The sequence below is a fragment of the Chryseobacterium rhizoplanae genome (genome assembly GCF_900182655.1).
GTDB classification, from domain to species: domain Bacteria; phylum Bacteroidota; class Bacteroidia; order Flavobacteriales; family Weeksellaceae; genus Chryseobacterium; species Chryseobacterium rhizoplanae.
The window spans coordinates 1-20,760 of record NZ_FXTC01000012.1; the positions used below are offsets into that span (position 1 = coordinate 1).

The following is a 20,760-nucleotide window of genomic DNA, read 5'->3' on the forward strand; positions in this document are numbered from 1 at the left end:
TTTTTAGGTGTTTCCATAATTAAATGTAATTCTTTTTTGAAAACACTCCTTAACTTTTATACTATATACTGTCTACTTTTTGCTGACGATTTACAATTGGATTTCTGAAGGTAGGGCAAAAGATTTAACATGGAGATTAAATGGGATAACTGAATTTAGTAATGGAACTAATTATAAGAATGTAATTTTTGCCTCCTTTTATTTGCTGCATGAGTCAATAAAAGATAATATGATAGAGTTTGAGGTTCTAGCATATAAACTAGTAGAAAAAGATTGGGTAAATCTTTTTGGAAATGAAGTCAATGCTAAAAAATATTTTATTGATTTATTTGAAAATGTGAAGGTCGAATCAATGAATAAAGGAGCATATCTATTATGTGAAATGATTAGAAAAAATAAACGTAGGGGGGAGACGAGTCGTTTTATCTTAAGTGAAAGTGAAATGTTTGAAATCTTAAAATTTTATGTAATTAATCAATTAGGAAGAGAGGAATTATTTGGAAATGATTTTTGGAATCTATATTATAAATCTTTAACTAGTAATCAGAATGGAGAAAAGATATGTGATGAGGAGATTAAAAAAAAGATTTTAACTGTTTTAGATTCTCGGGAAAAAAAAGAAAAATATGTCAAAAGTTTAATTTTGTATTTTAGGGATGAAGGATATAACATAAGAAATAACGATATCTCTATTATATTTGGTACCAAAGAATCTTTTGAGGAAAAAATTTTTGATAAAGTTGATGAATCTGAAATATTGAAAGAATTTAAACACTTTTATGAAATGGTAAAGAAAAATAACTGGATGCCTATAGATTTTAAATTTGAAAAAATAAATATTGATTATTTTGATTAGAATAGTAGTGTAGTAATTACTTGTTCTTATATTATGAAAAAAAACTGTTTTGTTAAAAAATAAGCTTTTATTTAAATTATTCTTTAACACGCTTAAACCCATCTACATCCACAGCACTTCATACAACTCCAATATTTTTATAGATAGTTGATATAAAGTAAATATAACTCCATCTAATGCCACATAAATACACGGGGGACATTACAGGTGGGACCACAGAAAATCAACCGCTTACGTAATGTGAGCGGTTTTTTTAAATCTAATATAACACCTATTTAACAATCAAAACTGGTAGATTATACCTATCAAACTGGCTTATAATATTAAGGAAATGATTACTTTCAGACGGAGTCGCCGAGCCTGTTGTTCTATTTTGAATTCCCAAACTATTTGAATCCAAAGAAATTTCGCTTTCGAAAACTAATGTATTGTTTGAATAGATATATATCATACTCTGTACTGTTGAGACGTCTGATCCGGTGTATTGGAACTTACAGTTCAGTAAATCATTGATCAAAGCTGCATTGCTTGTTTGTAAAACTTTCCATTTTGGAATTTGTGGGCTGAGATTTTTTCTATCCTCACGGGATGAAACAATATATATAAAACTGTATTTTGAGAATTTTTTAATTCAGGAATATCTTTTAATTTAAATACTTGGTCGGGTTTAAAATTAATAGATTCAGGATCTTTTATAGCTGCTAAGGATATTATCATTGGGTTATAGAAAAAATATCCTACGACTAAGAGGAGTAGTGAAAGAACAATTTTTTTGTCATGCAATTTTATCATAATTATTAGTATCGTGAATGTAATAAAAAGGGGAACAGCTTTTAAAAATAGTTGAACAAATTCTACTTTTCTGAAAAGTGATGTTTTTGCAGCTTTAAATTTCCTATGCATAACATTAAACATTTGTTTAAAAAACCATAAAGGATAGTTAAAACTCAGTTAACAGCCTTCTTCCACAGATACCGTTGCTTTGCAAAAAAGGAATGATGGAAAACAACAACCAATTCAACAGAAGAAAATTTCTTAAAAATTCACTATTGGCAGCCGGAGGAATTTTTATTGCCCCTTTGATTGAAAGCTGCAGCGATGATTTTACTGAAAATGGAAATGCTCCCGATGATCTTAAAAACGGAGGCTTTGAATCCGGAGTAGCGAGTTTTGATCCAAGTGCAAGCGGAATCATTATCTGGACGAGATATTCTAAAGAAACTGATGCAGAAATTACATGGGAAATCAGTAAAAGCAACAGCTTTTCAGAAGTGGTAAGAAGAGGTCAGGCCAATGCCACAGTAGTAAATGACTTTACGGTAGCGGTGGATGTGCAGAATATCTCTTCCAATACAAAATATTACTACAGATTCTATAATACGAAAACTAAAGAAGTAAGTGTAACAGGGGAAACCCTTACTTTGCCTTCTAAATCAGATGTTGTAAATGAAGTGAAAATGGCAGTGGTGTCATGTTCCAATTTTCCTGCAGGACTTTTCAATGTCTATGGGGCGATTGCAAAATCTGAAGCCGATGTAGTGGTGCATCTTGGAGATTACATCTATGAATATGCTCCGGGGCAATACGGAACAAACCCTTATACCAATCAGTTAGGAAGAGCCCATCAGCCGGCTAAGGAAATTCTTAACCTCAGCGATTACAGAGAGCGATACAGACAGTACAGAGGTGACAAAAACCTTCAGCTTCTTCACCAGAAAAAACCATTTATCTGTGTTTGGGATGATCATGAGTTTGCTAATGATACCTATAAAACCGGAGCAGAAAACCATCAGCCTAATGAAGGCGATTTTCAGGTAAGAAAAATGGCAGCCTTCCAGGCGTACAGCGAATACATTCCTCTTAAAACAGGGAAAGATATGAGAATTTACAGAAGCTTCAGCTTCGGAAATATCGTTTCTCTTTATATGATGGATACTAGGGTAATTGCAAGGGATAAACAAATGGAATATTCTGATTATCTTGATAATGCAGGAAACTTCAATCAGGTGCAATTTAAAACAGATTTCCTGAGTACCAGCAGAAAACTGATCGGGAACGAACAGATGTCATGGCTGGGTTCTCAAATCAATGGGGATACTGCAAAATGGAAAGTACTCGGACAGCAGATTTTAATGACTAAAATGATGGTCCCTGCAGAACTTCTGATGGTATTGAATCAGATTTTAGCAGAAATAAAACAGCACGGAAGCGCACAGCCGGCTACCATGCAGGCACTTCAGAATACCATCACACAATTAATTATTCTTAAGACAAGATACCAACAGCAGGACCCGACACTAACGCCACAGGAAATTGCCAGAATTGCAACTACTTTACCTTATAATTTAGATGCCTGGGATGGATATTTCATGGAAAGGGAACAGCTGTATTCTATTCTTGCAGGAAAAAATGTAGTGGTATTGGCAGGAGATACCCATAATGCATGGTTAGGAAAGTTAACTGATGCTCAAGGGAAATTCATCGGAACCGAACTGGCCTGCAGCTCCGTTTCTTCTCCGGGATTGGAAGGCTATCTTGGAATAACGTCTGATCCTGCAAAAGCAATAGAACTGGCGCAGGCATTTTCGTTACTGATTGATGATCTTGATTATGCCAATCTCTATAAAAGAGGATATCTGCATGTAAAATTTACAATGGGAAGTTCCGTGGCGGAATGGAGATTTGTAGACAACGTGATCTCTGATACGTACAATACAACGACAGAAAAAACATATACGATTTCATAAGTTTCAATTTAATTATATCTTATTTTCAATTTGGTAAAAAGAGTCATGGTGTGCCACTGTGGCTCTTTTATAGTATTCACTTTTTTCGTATCTTGAACAGATGCAAGAGGATGTAAGAAAAGATTTTTTACCGTTAGTTTCTAAATCATGGAGGTTCATGACCTGCCTGACCAGAACGTCGGCTGTACTTTTATTATTGGTGTTGTCCTTAGTGTTACTGATATTGCCCGTTATCATTTGTAAAAATATTACAATGCTTGTTGTAGTATCAATATTGTACTATCCGGCCCTGGGTTTTGGTGTATACCGTTTTATTCTTTACCAGAATACGGTCAGAAAAAGAGTCGTTAAAAGAATTGTGGTAGATGATAAGGGAGTTCACTATGAAAGAAAAGATGGTACAACAGACCATATTCTTTACCAGGATCTGGAAAAATATAACCTTGCAGATGAATATGATGTAGATCTTAGCCCCAGAAATAAAATCTATGTATTGAAAGTAAAACACAAAGACTCTGTAATATATGTGGATTTTGATGGAGTGGATGCAGGTTACAGCAGCTATATTGTCAATCTCAAAGCTTTACGGAGAAGATATATTCAGGGAATTGTTTACTTCAGACCGGATTTGCGTATAAATCCTTCTGTTTATACCGAATACAATATCAATTCTGTAGATTTTACATTTGATAAAAAGGAATACCGGATGGTATTTGTCAAGACTTTAGCTGTATTAATCCTGTTAGGTTCAGTATTGGGATGTATTATGCTGGGACTGGCTAAATGGCTTTCCAAAGCTCAGATTTATTTACATTAAAATCATCCGGCAAAAATTTCACGGTCGATTAAATTTATTTTCACTTCTCAAAATCTTATGCTTATATTTATTTTCTTTTAAATTTTGTTATTCGATAACAGAGACTTGATTTAAAATTAATTGAAAAACAATGGTGGAAAATTTTATTTATTATTTAGGACTGGTCCTTGTCATTATCGGGGCCATTATGCTGGCCAATCGATTGAAAGTAGCATATCCCATCATCCTGGTGATTGCCGGACTTCTTATTAGTTTTATCCCTGGATTGCCGGTGTTAAAAATAGATCCTGAACTTATTTTTATTATTTTCCTGCCTCCACTTTTGTATGAAGCTGCTTTTGCAGTCTCATGGAAAGAAATATGGAAAATGAGACGAATCATTACCAGTTTTGCATTCATTGTGGTTTTTCTTACGGCAATCTCTGTAGCTTTTGTAGCGAACTCATACATTCCCGGATTTTCACTGGCATTAGGTTTTGTGCTGGGGGGAATTGTATCACCACCGGATGCAGTAAGCGCAGGAGCCATTTTAAAATTTGTAAAAGTTCCTAAAAATCTATCTACAGTTCTTGAGGGTGAAAGTTTATTCAATGATGCTTCTTCGCTCATCATTTTCAGGTTTGCAATGGTAGCGGTGGCTACAGGTCAGTTTATATGGCAGGATGCAGCCACTAGTTTTGGATGGATGGTTTTCGGAGGACTGGGAATAGGAGTTGTATTGGCTTTTGTATTCCTTGAAATTGAAAAAATATTCCCTACCGATGTCAATATGGATGCTATATTAAGTCTGGTTGCTCCCTATGTGATGTACATTGCTGCGGAAGAAGTACACTCTTCGGGAGTACTGGCAGTAGTAAGCGGCGGATTATTTCTTTCCGTAAGAAGACATGAGATTTTCAGAACGTCACAATCCAGATTAAGAGGTTCCAATGTCTGGGAAAGTTTTGTATTTCTGATCAACGGAATTGTATTCTTACTCATTGGATTAGATCTGCCGGAAATTATGGTAGGATTAAATAAAGAAGGCATCAGTCTATCAGATGCTATTGGCTATGGACTACTCATTACAGCGGTACTGATTATTGTACGTTTTCTGTCATCCTTTGGTGCCGTTTTTGTGACTCTGATTATGCGGAATTTTATTAATGTAGCAGACAGAGATCCGGGAATGAAAGCCCCATTATTGATGGGTTGGACGGGAATGCGTGGGGTAGTTTCTCTTGCAGCAGCATTATCTATTCCTGTGGTGATGGAAAACGGGCAACCTTTCCCACATCGTGATCTCATCCTCTTCATTACTTTCATTGTAATTCTTGCCACTTTGATTGTCCAGGGGCTTACATTACCTGCTTTGATCAAAAAACTTAATTTATCTGATACCGGAGGAGGATATTGGTCTGAGGAAGAATCTGAACATTTCTTAAGAAGGGAAATGCGCAAGATAGCCTTTAAATATCTGGATGAAAATTATAAAGAAAGAAGAAGCGAAAATGAATATTTTAGTAAACTGATGGACCGCTGGGAGCAGGAAGATAAAGAAGACTCTATTCATAAGCTGTCTGAAGAAGCGAAAGCAATCTATTTTGAAACCCTGGAGCAGCAAAGAATCTGGCTACGGGCAGAAAACAGACGCAACCCGAATATTGACGAAGAATATATAAGACATTATCTAACAAGACTTGACCTTGAGGAAGAAAGGCTCAGAATGTAAAAATAAAAGGGAATGAAAAATTTAAAAAAGCAGCTCGGGCAGTTTCCCGATGAAAAAAGAAAAGAATATTTCAATACACTTCCTAATTATCTCAATGGGAGATTTCAGAATATATTGACAACACCTTCTTTACTGGAAGGAGAAAGCATGACCAAAGTGCTTTTCCATACTTTGTGTAAAGTGGAAAATACTTCGCCAAAAACAGCACTTCCATTTATAATAACAGATCTAAAGAACCTTCATCCGGAAGAAAATGTTTTGGTATGGTTTGGGCACAGTTCCTATTTCATACAGGTAGATGGCAAAAAATTTCTGGTAGATCCCGTTTTTAGCGGAAACGCTTCTCCAATGCCGGGTTCTATAAAAGCTTTTCAGGGAGCTGATTATTATAAGCCGGAACATATGCCGGAAATAGATTTTCTGCTGATCTCCCACGATCATTGGGATCATCTCGATTATAAAACTGTTCAGGAATTAAAAGATAAAGTTGGTAAAGTTATTTGTGGTTTGGGCACGGGCCAGCATTTTGAATACTGGGGCTGGGATTTCGACAAAATCATCGAAAAAAATTGGTGGGAAAGCATAGACATCGCAGAAGGCTTCAGAATTACGCTCACTCCGGCAAGACACTTCTCCGGAAGATTGCTGAACCGTAATATCTCACTCTGGACTTCCTTCGTTTTAAAAACACCTACAAAAAAACTGTTTTTGGGCGGCGATAGCGGTTATGGAAATCATTTTACAGAAATTGGAGATAAATATGGACCGTTTGATCTGGCCATCATGGAAAACGGACAGTATAACGAAAAATGGCCATATATTCATACGTTGCCGGATCAGCTCATCACAGAAATAAAAGAACTGAAGGCCAATAATTTTATTCCTGTCCACAATTCCAAATTTAAGCTGGCTCAGCATGCATGGTATGAACCCTTAGAACTTGCCTCAAAAAATGCTGAAGAAAACAATATCCCCATTACCCTTCCCATGATCGGTGAAAAAGTAGACCTGAACCAGCTCGGAACCATAACCTGGAAAAAATGGTGGGAGGATTGTTGGTAATGCATTACAAACAATACATTCCTTTTAATTTAAAATATAAAACCTGCCCATTACTGAGCAGGTTTCTTCCTTATTATCAAAAAATAATCACTACAAAGGCTCCTTATGGTTGACCTTCGTATGAATAATGTCGTAAAATACAGATGGGTTATTGGCATCAGGAGTAATTCTGTAAGTGAACGTTGTTTCATTCAGAACCAGAATATCCACAACACGTGTAAAAGTTGGAGTGGTAAGTGTTCTCTTTTTCCCGTCCGGAGAAATAGACCATGTCCCTTCAGATCTCAATACATCATTTAATCCGAAAATTTTAAAAGTTCCGTTAGCTTTGAAGTAAGAATATCCTACGAATCCGGCAACATTAGGATCACTTAATGCAACATTATTTCCGCTTTTATCCTTCGCACCGGTTGTTTCCCATGGCGTGGAAGCTAATATAAGCTGTCCGTTGGTGGGTTCCGTATGAGAAGTTCTTGTGTGGATGATGTCATAATACACAGAAGGATCACTTGAGTTAGGACGGATTCTGTACGTGAATTCATTTTTGTTCAAAACAAGAATTTCAACATCACGGGTGAAAATAGTAGTTCCATCCGGGTTCAATGCGGCAATAGTTCTTGTTTTTCCCTGCGCATCTACAGACCATGTTCCCATAGATCTCAATACATCAGTCAGATTATATATGGCAAACTTTCCGTCTGCTTTGAAATAAGCAAAACCTACATATCCGGCAACACTGGCATCTGTAAGTGCTACACTATTTCCACTTTTATCCTTAGCTCCGGTAGTTTCCCATGGAGTGGATGATAGTACCTGCGAGGGAGTCTGCTGTTCAGTAATAATCTCATTGTCATCACTTGAACAGGCAACAAAAGATGCTGATAACAATGTGGCTGCAGACAGGTAACATAATTTTTTCAGTGTATTCATAAGGGTATTTTTTAAGTCTTTGCAAACTTATTCCTAATAAATATTAAAACTTTGTACAAAATATCTCTTTTGTTGTAGAAAACATAACAGATCATGGAAATGAATGATAATTCACACTGGTTTCTATTTAATAATATCCATATTGATAACGAATAGTACTATTAATCGGCGTAATTCCCCTCCATTGGAGGGGTGGCGAAAATTCAAAGAATTTTTGACGGGGTGGTTTTAATATCCCAGATAAAAACATATTTCTTACCATAAAATTCACCAAAAATTCTATTTTTGAGTATGAATAGCAGAAACCGCGGAAAAAATACGGGTGATGATACCTTGTTCGGTTCAGAGAAGCAGATCAGTAAACTGAAACTGGCTGTTGAGGATATGCGGTATCTTCTGACCAGAGAGTACCCGGAAAAAGCAGCTTCCGAATTGGTTGGAAACAGATATAGATTGAAAACCCGTCAGATACAAGCTTTACGGGGAGCTTCAGCATCAGATTCACAGCTTCACAACAGACGGTTGAAACATGTAGAAACTTTGGATTTAAAAGGGAGAACGGTTTACCTTGACGGTTTTAATGTCCTGATCCTGTTGGAAAGTCTGCTTTCCGAAGCGTATATTTTTGAAGGATTGGATGGCTGTATCCGCGATCTTTCCGGTGTTCATGGAACCTATAAAAGAGTTAATCAGACACTAATAGCCGTAGAATTGATTGCTGCTTTTTACCAGAAAAATCAGATTCAGAAACTGGTATGGATTTTTGACAAACCGGTTTCCAACAGTGGGCGGATTAAGCAGATTATTCTTGAATTCGCTGAGCAGCACCAACTCAACTGGGAAGCTGATCTGCAGTTTAATCCGGATAAGTTTTTAGCGGAAAGTTCAGAAATTATTATTTCTTCTGATGCCTGGATTCTTGATCATTGTAAAGAATGGTTTAACCTGATTGGCTATTTGATCAGAGAAGAAAAACTTCCTGTTAATCTGATTAAAATGTTGTAAAATATGAACCTTTTTGATCCCTATATTTCCTTTTTTTCTGAAGAATGGAAAAGCAAATATAAAGCTGTTTTAGCAGAAGAACACCTGGAAGCCCTGGAAAAAAATATTTATAGATATAAAGAGAATACATTAGAACTTCACCTTCCTTATTTTAATGAAGAAATAATCATTGACAGGCAGGAAAGCTTTGAAAAGTTCATTGATATTCTTGAAAGTAATGATTCTGATGAGGTGAAAACAGAACTATTAGAAACAATTCCGTTTGAGCATTGGCTGAATATTTTAGGACAAAGATTAACTTCTGCAAGCATTCGCGATGAACATGCGATCCCGCCTTTGAAAACAATGCTTATCAATGCGTGTCAGGAACCCTTCAATAATGAAATTACCATTGCACAGAGAGCCTGGGAAAAACATATTGGAAGAATGGATGATAATTTCTGGGGAGAAATCAAAGGAAACAATCAACAGAAACAGGAAAAAGTAATGGCTAAAATCCATGATATTCTGGATAACAGAACCTGGTGGAATGTTTTCTTCCACTACAAACATGAACTGGTTTTTGAAGTCAGAGAAAAAGAAGGCCACGGAATCCGTTGGAGCCATGGCGGAACAAAGCTGATCGGCTTTCTGGAAAAATTTATCAACGAATAAATCTGCGAAATCTGTGAGAAAATAAAAACTCTCGCAGATTGGCAATAAAACAGATTCTATATTCACAGTACAGATTAGCGATTTTAACTCTTCGCTTTTTAGTATTTTTTGCCCTACGTAAAAATATTGCGTACTAAACTTATATTTTTACAGCCATAAAACAGGAGTCATGAATTTTTACCAGCTTCCATTTTATATTTGAAAAATAATACATAATAAAAAATAAAAAAAATGAACACATACATTGATATTGGCATTAATCTGACCAATAAACAGTTCTATAATGAACACGAAGAAATTATCAACCGTGCTTTGGACCAGGGTGTAGAACATATGATTCTCACAGGTACGAGCGTAAGAGGAAGTAAAGAATCTGCTGAGATTGTAGAAGAATATCCGGAAATTTTATTTTCAACAGCCGGAATTCATCCCCACGATGCCAAATCGTTTAACGGAGAAAGCATCGCTGAACTCAGGAAATTATTAAAACAGGATCATGTGATTTCAGTAGGCGAGTGCGGACTGGATTTTGACCGTGATTTTTCCCCCAGACCCGTTCAGGAAAGATGTTATAAAGCCCAGCTGGAATTGGCTATAGAAGTCAATAAACCCCTTTTTCTTCATGAAAGATCCGCATTTAAAAGATTTAATGACATCACAGATGAATACCTTTCCCAATTACCGGAAGCCGTTGTACATTGCTTTACCGGAACATTGGATGAAGCAAAGATCTATCTGGACAAAGGATTTTATTTAGGATTTACAGGAGCTATCAGCGATGAGAAAAGATTTAAACATCTCGAAGACGTTATAAAATATGTTCCTCTTGACCGGATGATGATTGAAACAGACGCTCCCTTTATGCTTCCGAAAAATATGCCCGGAATGCAGAACAGGCGAAATGAACCCTCATTTTTACCTTATGTAGCACAAACAATAGCCCATCTCAAGAAGATAAGTATTTCCGAGGTCGCAGACGAGACCACAGAAACGGCCAGAAATTTTTTCAGACTATAAAAAAGAGCCCTACTGATAAAGTAAAGCTCTTTTTTTATAAGCAGAATTGTCTTTCTTTTTACAGACTCTTTATTGCGGATTCCAAAGCCAGTTCCATCATTGGATTCAAAGCTTTTTCTCTTTCGTCAGCAGAGATTTTTTCATGCGTTGGAATGATATCCGTTACTGTAAGGATAGTCGCTGCATTTTTTCCTAAGTGCTGAGCATTGGCAAATAAACCGAACGCTTCCATTTCTACTGCAGGACAGTTGTATTTTGTAGCAATTTCAGGAGTCGCAGGATCTTTTCTGTAGAAAATATCACTACTGTGGATGTTGATTGCTTTAGCGTTTAATGATAATTCTTTAGCCGTTTCATTGATGGTACCAAAGATATTTCCCTGGTGAGGAAGGATTTCATCTTCAATTCCCCATGCATATTTGGCATAAGTACTTTCGCTGGCAGCATTTTCAATATTTAAAATATCAAAAAGTTTAAGATCCGTATTGTAAGCACCACAAGTCCCGATTCTGATAATCGTCTCTACTTCATATTCTGTAAATAACTCAAAAGAATAGATCCCGATGCTTGGGAATCCCATTCCACTAGCTCCTACAGTGATCTCTTTTCCTTTATAAAGACCTGTATAATAAAAAATTCCTCTGGTTTTGCTTACCAGTTTAGCATTTTCTAAATAATTTTCAGCGATATACTGTGCACGAAGCGGATCCCCCGGCTGCAATACTACTTTGGCAATTTCTCCTTTTTTTGCACTGATGTGAATACTCATAATGTTATTTTGAATGGAGCAAAGATAATAACTTTTAGATTGTCTCCATGATTACGATAATGGAAACAAGGAAGCCTTCTCATATCAACAGAATATATAAGATGTTATCAATAAATGCTTTAAATAATACGATATATGCTGTCTTTTGTATAATTCAAAACGTAATCTGGTAAATACAGAACAATAAAAGAATAATATGGAGCAGGTGTAATGGAAGCAGTCAGGCTAGTTTTGCATAAGTAAAACAATAAAATTTTAAAAAATGAAAATTGAGCATGTTGCCATCTGGGTTAAAGACCTTGAAAAATCCAGAGCATTTTATCAGAAATATTTCGGAGCGGTTTCCAATGAAAAATACCATAATCCTGTCAAAAATTTTCAGTCATACTTTTTAAGCTTTGATAATGGCTGCAGGCTTGAAATTATGACCAAACCAGATATCAGAGAAACCGAAAATTCCTATGAATCCCAACAGTATGGAATTATCCATCTTGCATTTTCAGTAGACAGTAAAGAAAAAGTAGATGAACTTACAGAGACATTAAGAAAAGACGGATACACAGTGGCTGGAGAACCTCGTATCACCGGAGATGGTTATTATGAAAGTGTAATCCTTGACCCGGAAAACAATATCATTGAAATTGTAGCCTAAACCGGTCATTGCGAGAAGCTTTAGCGACGAAGCAATCTTTATAAACATAAGTCAATAGGTTGGAAAACGCGAAGGCGCAAGGTGTTAAACATTATGCTGTTTTAAGGCGCAAAAAAATCAAAGATTTTCAACAAAGATACTTCGTAGTGATTTACTTTATTAGAATTATAGTTCACTGTATTAAATTTTATCGAAGATAAAATCTTTGCGCCTTACTACATTGCATATATTAAATTTTGCGCCTTTGCGTTTTCCAACAATTTAATTCCATATTTAACCATGAATCTTCACTTTAAAATTTTATTCTCAGCGAAATAATTTTATTTTTGTTAGATCATGGAAACCAAGTCACCGTTTTTAGACACGATCTTTTTGCTTCGTAAGGAAGAATGTATTACTCTCTTCTCAAGCTTACAGCAAATTTCCCCTCAGGAAGAGGTGGAAGCAGGAGATTATTTTGAAACAGAATTTGAAAAAGAAAGACTTGAATTTTTATCAGACCAGTTAATCTGTAACAAACTGGCAGCTGTATGGGCAGCAAAGATTCTCTATCACAGCGCACAGCTTTATCTGATCAGAGAAAATACAGAGAAAAATATTGAAAATCTTATTCCCGTATTTAAAGGAAGCCGGGATATTTCTTCTATCTTATCCGCAGACTTATCGTTGAGGTTTTTACCACAAATTATTGTTGCTTTAAACTCTGTAGATCCGGAAGACCCTTTGATTGCCATGCTGGAAAATATTCTGGCACAGTTTCATTATTCAGGAATCGGGTATGATCTCGATCTGAAAAATGTCAATTGGCAGGAAGAATTGAAAGATACAACCTACAGAAAACTCTATCTGGAAAGAATTGTTGAAAAAAAAGATTATAAACTGGCGGAAATTCCGTTTATCAATAAACTAATAACAGCCGAATTCGGAATTCACAAAGACGCATTCTGGCGAGAACTAAAAACTATAACCGAAGAAAACAATGAAAACGTATGAGAAAGTATTTGAATTTTTAGCTGACCCTACCAAAGAAACCTTTCTGAAATGCCGTGAACTGGTAATCAATGATCCTGAATATGACCCATATTCCGAAGATATTGAAAACATGCAGGATTTACTTAACGAAGGAAAATTTGAAGAGGTTATACAATATGTAAATGTCAATATTCTATTAAGCCCCAGGGCTCATATTTATAAATATTTTGCATACAAAGAATTGGGTGATGAAAAAGGAAGAAGTATTGAAATGACAATCGCTCAGATTATTTTTGAATGTCTTGAAAAAACCGGAGACGGAACCAAAGAATCTCCCTATATGATTACAAGAATTTCTGACGAAAGGGATTTAGTAAGACATCACCTCAATAAACAGGACGTATCCCAAAATCTGGTTAAAGATGGAGATAAAATCATGGATGCACTTACACTTGATGACGGAACGCAACTGTACTTTGATATCAAAGACCCTTATCAGAGACTCGCTTTTTCATTCAGCAAAAGAAATGAACAGGCAGAAAGTAAAGATGAAGAGAAACCCCACAAGAAAAAATGGTGGAAATTTTAATTTTTTAAATCAATGAATCAGAATATCAATCAACTCAATACAGTCCTTACCTACGTAAAAGAAACCTTTGTAGGTAAAAATGATGTCGTAGATCTGTTGGGAATCTGCCTTTTGGCAAGAGAAAATGCTTTTTTGTACGGTCCTCCGGGGACTGCAAAATCGGCGATTGTCAGAACCTTGGCAAAAACCGTAAAAGATGGCAAAAACTTTGAATATTTATTAACCCGCTTTACAGAACCGAACGAAATATTCGGACCTTTTGACATCAGAAAACTGAAAGAAGGAGAACTTCTGACCAATACGGAAGGAATGATGCCTGAGGCTTCCATGGTTTTCCTGGATGAAATTTTCAACGCCAACTCTGCTATTCTGAATTCCCTTCTGATGGCACTTAACGAGAAGATTTTTAAAAGAGGAAAAGAAACAAAACACTTACCTGCACTGATGTTTGTAGGGGCAAGTAACGTTCTTCCTGAAGATGAAGCATTGAACGCATTGTTTGACCGTTTTCTGGTGAGAATCAATGTAGATTATGTAAAACCTGAACTGTTACAACAGGTGCTTTTAGCCGGAAGAAAACTGGAGAACCAGGAAGAAGTGGAAATTCCGGAAATCCATGCCGATGAGATCAGGCAGCTTCAGAACCTGTGCAGAACCATAGACCTTAAACCAATCTATGAAGTTTATCTCAATACCATTATGAGCCTTCGGAATACAGGAATTGCCATTTCAGACCGTAGAGCCGTAAAGCTTCAGAACCTGATTGCTGCAAGTGCCCTGATCTGTGGAAGAAAAGAAGCCGTGCTTTCTGACCTCTGGGTATTGAAGCATATCTGGGATACAGAAGAGCAGATTGAAATTCTGGAGGGAATTATCAACAGAACCATAGAGAAAGACGATCATCCGGATTCCCACCCTCAGGCGATGCATAACAAAACTCCCAATCCCGAGGAGGTTATGAAAGATGTGACAATTCTTGTGGAAAAATGGAATGGCGGAATGCTGAGCTTTGAAGAACAGAATGTAATAAAAGATAAACTGAGATACCTGCAGACCCGTTGTGACTGGATCAGAAATCCGGAACAGAAGCAGTATATCCAGCAAGAAATTGAAAGCTTATGGCAGAAGATCCTTCAAAGCGTTTAAAAGAATTCTGGGCAGAACTTCCCCGTGCTGATGAAGACTTTCTGGGCTCTGTCAGAGACTGGAAAAACATTCAGATCGCTGTGGAGGAAGAAACAATCTGGCTGAAAGGCTTTACCGACGAACAGGCAGAATCTCCGGAAGTACAGCAGTTGCCGGACTTTATCCTGTATGAGCTTCGGGATGGTCTTTTATTCAGGAAAGAAGCTTTGGTTCCAAGTAAAAAAATGAGAACAGCATTGCTTTGGATACCTATAGACAAGGCATTGCAGCTTACTTTTCCTCCTTCCAATCAGAACTATTTTGGAATTCAGGAACAGGTTCAGGTAAAATTAAAAGAAAGCAATGAAGAGCAGCCGGTAATCTCTTTATTAAGCAATATTGCTGATATTAAAGAAAGTATCGCAGCATTACCGAAGTTTAAACTGGAAAAAATAAAATGGACTGTTTTAGGAAATAAAGCCCTGTTTGTAGGCATTCCATTATTAAGCTTTCCCGGAAAAACATATTGGACAAAAGACAGACATTTATTGCCGGCCGGTCTGGATTTTGAATTTAAAAATCTGAGTACGCTTTTACAGCAGAAATATAATAAAGATCCGGAAGGATGGTTACTTTGGGATGAAAACGGGAATTATCTTTTAATAAGAGAAACAGATTTCCGTCCTTTGTCGGTAAGTTCATTCCGTCTTACAGAAAAATCAAGAGAATGGAATTAAAGGCCTATTTCCAGTCCTATGAAAATTACTTCTGGGAATGGAAAACTGATGAAGATGTTCCCGGTGATTCCGGGTATCATGAAAACAATCTCCTCTCGGTTCCGGGAGTGGGAGCGATAGCTTACAGGCCTTATGTGATGGAGATTCTTAAAGAACTTCAGCCACAGGGATGGCCTCCCTTTGGAGCATTGCTTATGGTTTTGTATGCGATGCAGGACGGCTATATTGATTTTGCCGGCCCTTTGAGACGTACCGCAGAGTTTTACAGCATTGGAAATTTTGATTTCAATACAGAAAAAGAAATTGAATTTCTTGAAAAAATACAATCACTTCCCAATGTTTATAAGCAAAAACAGAACAGAATTGTACTGCTGCAGACTTTGTTCAGCAATAGCCACAACAGAATATCTTCAGTAAATGCTGAAGCGAATATAAGAATCTATTACAAGCGGCCGCATGAGCTGGCTTCCAGTGCAGAAAAACAACATGCTGGTCCATCTGCTTTAAACAAAGATTTAAGTGCTTTAGATCTGAATGAAAAATTTCCTACTGTACAATCCATCATTAATGCGATGAAGGGGCTAATCGATGAGCCTGAGTTGGATGATGAGGTAGTAGAAGAGGAAGCAACAGCGGATACTGATAAAGATTTTATCAAAGAATTAATTGAAGAACCAAAGACATTTCAGGTAGGAAGTCTCATCAAAAGAATTTGGAGTGGTCTGAAAATTCCGATGCGCCATCTTTCACCAGGAGAACAGCCTGTCGGAGGAATTTCTGATATGACCAACAAAGGTGATTTTCACAGGATGCTTCTTTCCGAATTTGCCAATGAAGATGACGTATTCATGAATCGGGTAGCCAATAATGAAGCGCTTTACATTCAAAGAGAAATTCCGCCCGAAGAAAATATTTTTGAAAGAATTATTTTGATTGATACTTCTCTCAGAAATTGGGGAACTCCAAAAGTATTGGCTTTTGCCTCTGCAATTGCTGTCATCAAACACCCGAAAGCCCATTCTGAATGTAAAGTTTTTGCCTTAGGACAGGCAGGTGTTCCTATTGCTCTTAATAAAGTAGAGGAAGTGGTTGAAAACCTCAATCAGGTGAGTCCGGTTCTGGAAGTTTCCGAAGCATTGGAAAGTTTTTTTAATCAGGAACATACCGAAAAGGATATTGAAGTGTTCTTCATTACCCATCAGGAGAATATGGAGGATGAAAAAGTGCAGCGGGTGGTTCATCAGAACAGAGACAGGCTTAAGTTTCTGGTGACTACAACATCAGATGGTGAAATTAATTTTTATAAACATCATAAAGGAACCAGAAAACATATTCAGAAAATAAAACTCCCATTGCAGGAGCTGTGGGCCAATCCGCCACAGCAAAAACAGTCTGTTCATAATTTCAATGGAAAGAAAACCGATCTTCCACAAAACTATCCTGTCTTATTTCCAACCCCTGTTAATAAGATTGCCAAGTTTTTATATGATGGCGAATTTTTCATTCTGAGTTCTAAAAAACAATTATTGAAAACTTATCTTTCTGATAATTATTACGATAAACATTCTTATGATTACTATAAAACACATCACGGCTGTGAAGTTCTGTTTGATAATATTTCCATAAAACCCAAAGGGCAGTTTGCCCTTGCAAAAAACAAGCAGCAGCACTTTATTCTGTGCCAGTATCAGCATGATCAGAAATTAATATCAAAGCTTAACCTTAATACAAGAGAATATTCTGAGCAGAATCTTACAGGGATGAATATTCCGGAGTCGTACAAACTGATTTATTTTGGACGGAGCTTTTATCTCCATCATCCGGATAATTCTACCCACTATAAAATAAACATGGAGGGAAATATTTCTGTAGAACCTATTACCGGAAAAGATAAAGAGTTTGAAAAAAATAATATAAAAGCTGAAGCTGAAGTTGCGAAACTGAAGGGAAGCGGATTGAGAATTATCAATAATTTCAACAAAATAGGAATCAATCAATATGAAAATCTGGTTATTTCCGGACATGAATTGTACAGTTCTTCAGAAAACACGCTGGATTTTTCCAAAAATAAATATGATATTAAAATTTTTGCTGAGCAGAACAAAAATAAATTTACATTTCCCGATGGCAGCGAAATTATTACAGACTCACGAGGAATGCTGACTTTCCGAAGCAGTAACAAAAGTATCGAAGAATTTTTTATTCCTTCCACGGCTCATGGGTTTCTCTCTTTGGCAACCTATACAGAATTTGGAGGATCAGAATATTACCTTCCGGAACATGCCTTGCTGAAAGTAAGAACAATGGATGATATGTGCGACAGGTTTTTGAAACCGTTTATAGAACAGATTTTGGATTATGGAGCTTAGAATAAAACCTTTCCCGAAAAATAACTATCCCAAAAAAGGTCTCTTGATCAGAGGCTCTTCACCTGTGGTATGGCTTCAGGAAATGGAGACGCTTGGCATTAATGTAAGCCAGGTAACATCTTATGCAATTCCTGCCAACAGTCCTGATCTGCTGTATGGCTGTTTCCTTGTTTTTAATGAGCAGGCTCCGCAGGAAATAGGTAGGAACGCTTATTTTCAATGCGTAGACAACAGGCTTTTTATTCCTGAAAACACTACTTTTTATCCTAAAATAAATCCTGAAGACTGGGCACAGCTTGATTCCCGTTTTCTGATTATGCATCCTGAATTCGGACTCGTAAAACTCTCTGAAGAAATCGACTGGATTTCATTAATTCTGCAGCCCGGTAGTATAGACGAAGGCATCAGAAAACCACTGAACGGAGTTTCAATTCCCCAAAAAATTGAAAGCTATACGGTTGAAATAGATGACGAAAAAGTGATGGAAGCATTACAGCCAAAACAAACCGAAGAAGAATGGATGAATAACCTTCCGTTTGACCTTAAAAAAGTAATGGCCGGGAATAAAAAGGAAATAGAAAAGTATTTACAGTATATTGAAAAATACCCTGAAAGAGCAGTAGAACTGGGTGTTTCGCTTGATGTAATGGGAACTTCCAGAGGAGACGGCTTTGGCAAATTTACCTGGTTGGAAGGATTATTTGGTAGAGGTTCCGGAGGGAAAACCGAAAGTGCAGGAACAAGAAACTTTCGCAGAATTTTCTGGGCGGTTATTATTGTGGCTATCGTCTTAAAGATTGCGTTGCCTTCAGACAAAAATAATGCTGATCAGGAAGAAAATACAGCCTCTTCCGGAAAAATTGCAAGCAACGCAGTAAAAGCACCATCTGATATGATTGCTTTCCAGTCCGGGACCTCAGAAATTGATCTGAAGATAGACTCTCTATATCATCAGGAGAGAAAAGAACTGTCCAAAGAACTTATTCATGCCGGGATCATAGAATCCAAAACAAAAGAAGACAAAGAAAATTATAAAAAAGCGGGTGGAAGAGAAGTCAGTGAAATAGGAAGAGATATCGGAAAACTTGTGAATAAAGAAAAACAAAGCAGAGATTCTCTTAAAACCATTTATACCCAAAAGATTACAAAGCACCTTGAACAAAAATCTGAAAAGCTGGAACGTAAAATTTCAGATTCCCTGAAGCAGTATACCAATGGAAAACCTGTAAACGGAGAAGTCGTAAAATTCCTGCTGAAAAAGAAAAAAGCTTTGATGGCCGATTCTTTGGGTAAACTTTACGGAACATTGGATATTGTAGACCCTTCTTCTGCTTCCATTGACAAATCCAAAGTGAAAGCAGTGGGGACGGAAGGGACTCCATTGGAGAATAAAGCCCCGGTTTCAGATATTATGTATATGGTTATCCTGATGATTGCTGGTGTAGGACTGTATTTGTTCTTATTTAAAAATAAATCATTAAACCTTGGCGGTGATAATGTACCTGCTTGGGTGAAATTTATTTTAATAGCAATCCTTGTGGCGATGCTGGTGTACCTATTTTATCCGTTGGTAAAAATGTTTGGCTACAACTGGTTTGTATGGGTGCTGGTGATCTGCGTAATGCTGCTCCTTTATCGTCTGTTCAGAGAAGATAAAACCATTTTAAAATCCGATGATGATGAATAAACAGAAATTTATAGACAAATTTATGGCGGCATTCGTACTGCTGGCTATGTTTAAGGTCATCGGAATTGTTGCCCAATTATTCCATGAAAGCTTCTGGAGTGTGATTGGAACATTAGGGATCTTTTTAATTGTAGCCTTTATTATCCTTCTTGTGATCACTTCCTTAAAAGATAAAGAACAGAACAACAGAAATTCAGCAGGAAGAAAAGGCAGTGGAAGCAGTAGTTTCTATCTGGAAAACTCACTTTTTGACAGAATCCGGAGCAAATATGAAGAACTCGCCGAAAAATATATTGCTGAAAACGATTATAAAAAAGCAGCAAGAGTCTATATGAATTTGCTGCAGGACAACTACAGAGGTGCAAAAACACTGGAAAATGGCGGGTTCTACAATGAAGCAGCCGTAGTATACCTTAAGAAACTGAATAATAAAACTGATGCAGCAGTTTGCTATGAAAAGGCAAAGCAATATAAAAAGGCAATCGACCTTTATAAAGAAATGGAGCAGAAAGAAAAAGTGGGCGATCTCTATAAAGAAATCAACGATCTTAAAAATGCCCACCATTACTATCAAATAGTTGCAGATGACTATACAATCAATAATCAGATGGTGAAAGCTTCCCTGGTATACCGTAAAAAAATGGAAAAAGCTGAAGAGGCACAAAAAGTACTGCTAAAAGGATGGGAAGAAGACAGAGATGCTTTCAATTGTTTGAATAACTACTTTGCCAATATTTTTGATGTTAAAAAACTGGAATCTGAAATACAGCATTTATATCAGAAAACTCCGGCTCATAAAAAGATCACTTATCTGGAAGCCATGAAATATGAATTCAAGAAAGACCCGAAATTACATACGGCAACCAGAAATATAGCCTATGAAATTATTGCTGAAAAAGTAGCCACCCGCTCAGAAATTGTGAATGAGCTAAAATATTTTAATCCCAATGATGAAGTGATTCTAAAAGATATTTCAAGATTTAAAACCGGAAGAAATAAAATGTTTAGGAATTAAATATTTAAAGATTGAAGAATTTAAAAATTAAAGAAAAATTTTGCCT

The 20,760-nt window shown here is 36.6% G+C and carries 19 protein-coding genes; 16 read left to right on the forward strand and 3 right to left on the reverse strand.

Going from position 1 to position 20,760, the window contains the following annotated elements; all coding sequences use genetic code 11:
• Positions 1 to 79: 79 nt before the first annotated feature.
• On the forward strand, positions 80 to 856 hold the full coding sequence (locus FN817_RS19990; RefSeq protein ID WP_142719477.1) for a hypothetical protein: 777 nt from the start codon (positions 80 to 82) through the stop codon (positions 854 to 856).
• Positions 857 to 1,369: 513 nt separating this feature from the next.
• On the opposite strand, the gene FN817_RS19995 is transcribed toward FN817_RS19990, so the two are convergent.
• Positions 1,370 to 1,759 (reverse strand): hypothetical protein, encoded by a 390-nt coding sequence (locus FN817_RS19995; RefSeq protein ID WP_142719478.1) that lies wholly within the window; start codon positions 1,757 to 1,759, stop codon positions 1,370 to 1,372.
• 92 nt (positions 1,760 to 1,851) lie between these two features.
• Between FN817_RS19995 and FN817_RS20000 the strand changes: the two genes are divergently transcribed.
• The 4 genes from FN817_RS20000 to FN817_RS20015 all read left to right on the forward strand — a co-directional run bounded on the left by FN817_RS20000 (position 1,852) and on the right by FN817_RS20015 (position 7,193).
• Positions 1,852 to 3,603, forward strand: a complete 1,752-nt coding sequence (locus FN817_RS20000; protein ID WP_142719479.1) for an alkaline phosphatase D family protein — start codon at positions 1,852 to 1,854, stop codon at positions 3,601 to 3,603.
• A 253-nt stretch (positions 3,604 to 3,856) separates the two neighbouring features.
• Positions 3,857 to 4,420, forward strand: a complete 564-nt coding sequence (locus FN817_RS20005; protein ID WP_142719480.1) for a hypothetical protein — start codon at positions 3,857 to 3,859, stop codon at positions 4,418 to 4,420.
• 130 nt (positions 4,421 to 4,550) lie between these two features.
• Positions 4,551 to 6,131: a Na+/H+ antiporter gene (locus tag FN817_RS20010; RefSeq protein ID WP_142719481.1), complete on the forward strand. Its 1,581-nt coding sequence runs from the start codon at positions 4,551 to 4,553 to the stop codon at positions 6,129 to 6,131.
• 12 nt (positions 6,132 to 6,143) lie between these two features.
• Positions 6,144 to 7,193, forward strand: coding sequence for an MBL fold metallo-hydrolase (locus FN817_RS20015; protein WP_142719482.1), 1,050 nt, complete (start codon positions 6,144 to 6,146; stop codon positions 7,191 to 7,193).
• A gap of 90 nt (positions 7,194 to 7,283) precedes the next feature.
• On the opposite strand, the gene FN817_RS23435 is transcribed toward FN817_RS20015, so the two are convergent.
• Positions 7,284 to 8,123, reverse strand: coding sequence for a DUF4822 domain-containing protein (locus FN817_RS23435; protein ID WP_228451619.1), 840 nt, complete (start codon positions 8,121 to 8,123; stop codon positions 7,284 to 7,286).
• Positions 8,124 to 8,414: 291 nt separating this feature from the next.
• On the opposite strand from FN817_RS23435, the gene FN817_RS20025 reads away from it, so the two are divergent.
• The 3 genes from FN817_RS20025 to FN817_RS20035 all read left to right on the forward strand — a co-directional run bounded on the left by FN817_RS20025 (position 8,415) and on the right by FN817_RS20035 (position 10,799).
• The gene (locus FN817_RS20025; RefSeq protein ID WP_167498903.1) at positions 8,415 to 9,128 is read left to right on the forward strand and encodes a DUF434 domain-containing protein; all 714 of its coding nucleotides are present in this window, start codon (positions 8,415 to 8,417) and stop codon (positions 9,126 to 9,128) included.
• Positions 9,129 to 9,131: 3 nt separating this feature from the next.
• On the forward strand, positions 9,132 to 9,782 hold the full coding sequence (locus FN817_RS20030) for a hypothetical protein (RefSeq protein WP_142719484.1): 651 nt from the start codon (positions 9,132 to 9,134) through the stop codon (positions 9,780 to 9,782).
• Between the two features lie 231 nt (positions 9,783 to 10,013).
• A complete protein-coding gene (locus tag FN817_RS20035) occupies positions 10,014 to 10,799 on the forward strand; it encodes a TatD family hydrolase (RefSeq protein WP_142719485.1) in 786 nt (261 codons plus the stop codon).
• 58 nt (positions 10,800 to 10,857) lie between these two features.
• Here the strand turns inward: FN817_RS20035 and deoD are convergent, their stop codons facing one another.
• Positions 10,858 to 11,568, reverse strand: coding sequence for a purine-nucleoside phosphorylase (deoD, locus tag FN817_RS20040; protein ID WP_047424056.1), 711 nt, complete (start codon positions 11,566 to 11,568; stop codon positions 10,858 to 10,860).
• Between the two features lie 262 nt (positions 11,569 to 11,830).
• On the opposite strand from deoD, the gene FN817_RS20045 reads away from it, so the two are divergent.
• The 8 genes from FN817_RS20045 to FN817_RS20080 all read left to right on the forward strand — a co-directional run bounded on the left by FN817_RS20045 (position 11,831) and on the right by FN817_RS20080 (position 20,714).
• A complete protein-coding gene (locus FN817_RS20045) occupies positions 11,831 to 12,220 on the forward strand; it encodes a VOC family protein (protein WP_142719486.1) in 390 nt (129 codons plus the stop codon).
• A 336-nt stretch (positions 12,221 to 12,556) separates the two neighbouring features.
• A complete protein-coding gene (locus FN817_RS20050) occupies positions 12,557 to 13,213 on the forward strand; it encodes a hypothetical protein (RefSeq protein WP_167498904.1) in 657 nt (218 codons plus the stop codon).
• Complete coding sequence (locus FN817_RS20055; protein ID WP_142719487.1) at positions 13,200 to 13,781, forward strand: DUF4919 domain-containing protein; 582 nt, start codon at positions 13,200 to 13,202, stop codon at positions 13,779 to 13,781. The genes FN817_RS20050 and FN817_RS20055 overlap by 14 nt, the downstream gene beginning before the upstream one ends.
• Before the next feature lie 12 nt (positions 13,782 to 13,793).
• Entirely contained in the window at positions 13,794 to 14,927 is a 1,134-nt protein-coding gene (locus tag FN817_RS20060) for an AAA family ATPase (RefSeq protein ID WP_047424062.1), read from the forward strand.
• On the forward strand, positions 14,900 to 15,643 hold the full coding sequence (locus FN817_RS20065; RefSeq protein ID WP_142719488.1) for a hypothetical protein: 744 nt from the start codon (positions 14,900 to 14,902) through the stop codon (positions 15,641 to 15,643). Before FN817_RS20060 ends, FN817_RS20065 begins: the two co-directional genes overlap by 28 nt.
• Positions 15,634 to 18,012, forward strand: coding sequence for a hypothetical protein (locus FN817_RS20070; protein ID WP_142719489.1), 2,379 nt, complete (start codon positions 15,634 to 15,636; stop codon positions 18,010 to 18,012). The genes FN817_RS20065 and FN817_RS20070 overlap by 10 nt, the downstream gene beginning before the upstream one ends.
• Positions 18,002 to 19,699, forward strand: coding sequence for a nicotinamide mononucleotide transporter (locus tag FN817_RS20075; RefSeq protein ID WP_142719490.1), 1,698 nt, complete (start codon positions 18,002 to 18,004; stop codon positions 19,697 to 19,699). Before FN817_RS20070 ends, FN817_RS20075 begins: the two co-directional genes overlap by 11 nt.
• Positions 19,692 to 20,714, forward strand: coding sequence for a soluble NSF attachment family protein (locus FN817_RS20080; RefSeq protein ID WP_142719491.1), 1,023 nt, complete (start codon positions 19,692 to 19,694; stop codon positions 20,712 to 20,714). The genes FN817_RS20075 and FN817_RS20080 overlap by 8 nt, the downstream gene beginning before the upstream one ends.
• The last annotated feature ends 46 nt before the right edge of the window (positions 20,715 to 20,760 follow it).

What these genes read in the sequence shown, in the direction of transcription:
- FN817_RS19995 (WP_142719478.1), bottom strand. Translation starts at nt 1,759, where the DNA reads ATGCATAGGAAATTTAAAGCTGCAAAAACATCACTTTTCAGAAAAGTA.
- FN817_RS20000 (WP_142719479.1), top strand. Translation starts at nt 1,852, where the DNA reads ATGATGGAAAACAACAACCAATTCAACAGAAGAAAATTTCTTAAAAAT.
- FN817_RS20005 (WP_142719480.1), top strand. Translation starts at nt 3,857, where the DNA reads ATGCTTGTTGTAGTATCAATATTGTACTATCCGGCCCTGGGTTTTGGT.
- FN817_RS20010 (WP_142719481.1), top strand. Translation starts at nt 4,551, where the DNA reads ATGGTGGAAAATTTTATTTATTATTTAGGACTGGTCCTTGTCATTATC.
- FN817_RS20015 (WP_142719482.1), top strand. Translation starts at nt 6,144, where the DNA reads ATGAAAAATTTAAAAAAGCAGCTCGGGCAGTTTCCCGATGAAAAAAGA.
- FN817_RS23435 (WP_228451619.1), bottom strand. Translation starts at nt 8,123, where the DNA reads ATGAATACACTGAAAAAATTATGTTACCTGTCTGCAGCCACATTGTTA.
- FN817_RS20025 (WP_167498903.1), top strand. Translation starts at nt 8,415, where the DNA reads ATGAATAGCAGAAACCGCGGAAAAAATACGGGTGATGATACCTTGTTC.
- FN817_RS20030 (WP_142719484.1), top strand. Translation starts at nt 9,132, where the DNA reads ATGAACCTTTTTGATCCCTATATTTCCTTTTTTTCTGAAGAATGGAAA.
- FN817_RS20035 (WP_142719485.1), top strand. Translation starts at nt 10,014, where the DNA reads ATGAACACATACATTGATATTGGCATTAATCTGACCAATAAACAGTTC.
- deoD (WP_047424056.1), bottom strand. Translation starts at nt 11,568, where the DNA reads ATGAGTATTCACATCAGTGCAAAAAAAGGAGAAATTGCCAAAGTAGTA.
- FN817_RS20045 (WP_142719486.1), top strand. Translation starts at nt 11,831, where the DNA reads ATGAAAATTGAGCATGTTGCCATCTGGGTTAAAGACCTTGAAAAATCC.
- FN817_RS20050 (WP_167498904.1), top strand. Translation starts at nt 12,557, where the DNA reads ATGGAAACCAAGTCACCGTTTTTAGACACGATCTTTTTGCTTCGTAAG.
- FN817_RS20055 (WP_142719487.1), top strand. Translation starts at nt 13,200, where the DNA reads ATGAAAACGTATGAGAAAGTATTTGAATTTTTAGCTGACCCTACCAAA.
- FN817_RS20060 (WP_047424062.1), top strand. Translation starts at nt 13,794, where the DNA reads ATGAATCAGAATATCAATCAACTCAATACAGTCCTTACCTACGTAAAA.
- FN817_RS20065 (WP_142719488.1), top strand. Translation starts at nt 14,900, where the DNA reads ATGGCAGAAGATCCTTCAAAGCGTTTAAAAGAATTCTGGGCAGAACTT.
- FN817_RS20070 (WP_142719489.1), top strand. Translation starts at nt 15,634, where the DNA reads ATGGAATTAAAGGCCTATTTCCAGTCCTATGAAAATTACTTCTGGGAA.
- FN817_RS20075 (WP_142719490.1), top strand. Translation starts at nt 18,002, where the DNA reads ATGGAGCTTAGAATAAAACCTTTCCCGAAAAATAACTATCCCAAAAAA.
- FN817_RS20080 (WP_142719491.1), top strand. Translation starts at nt 19,692, where the DNA reads ATGAATAAACAGAAATTTATAGACAAATTTATGGCGGCATTCGTACTG.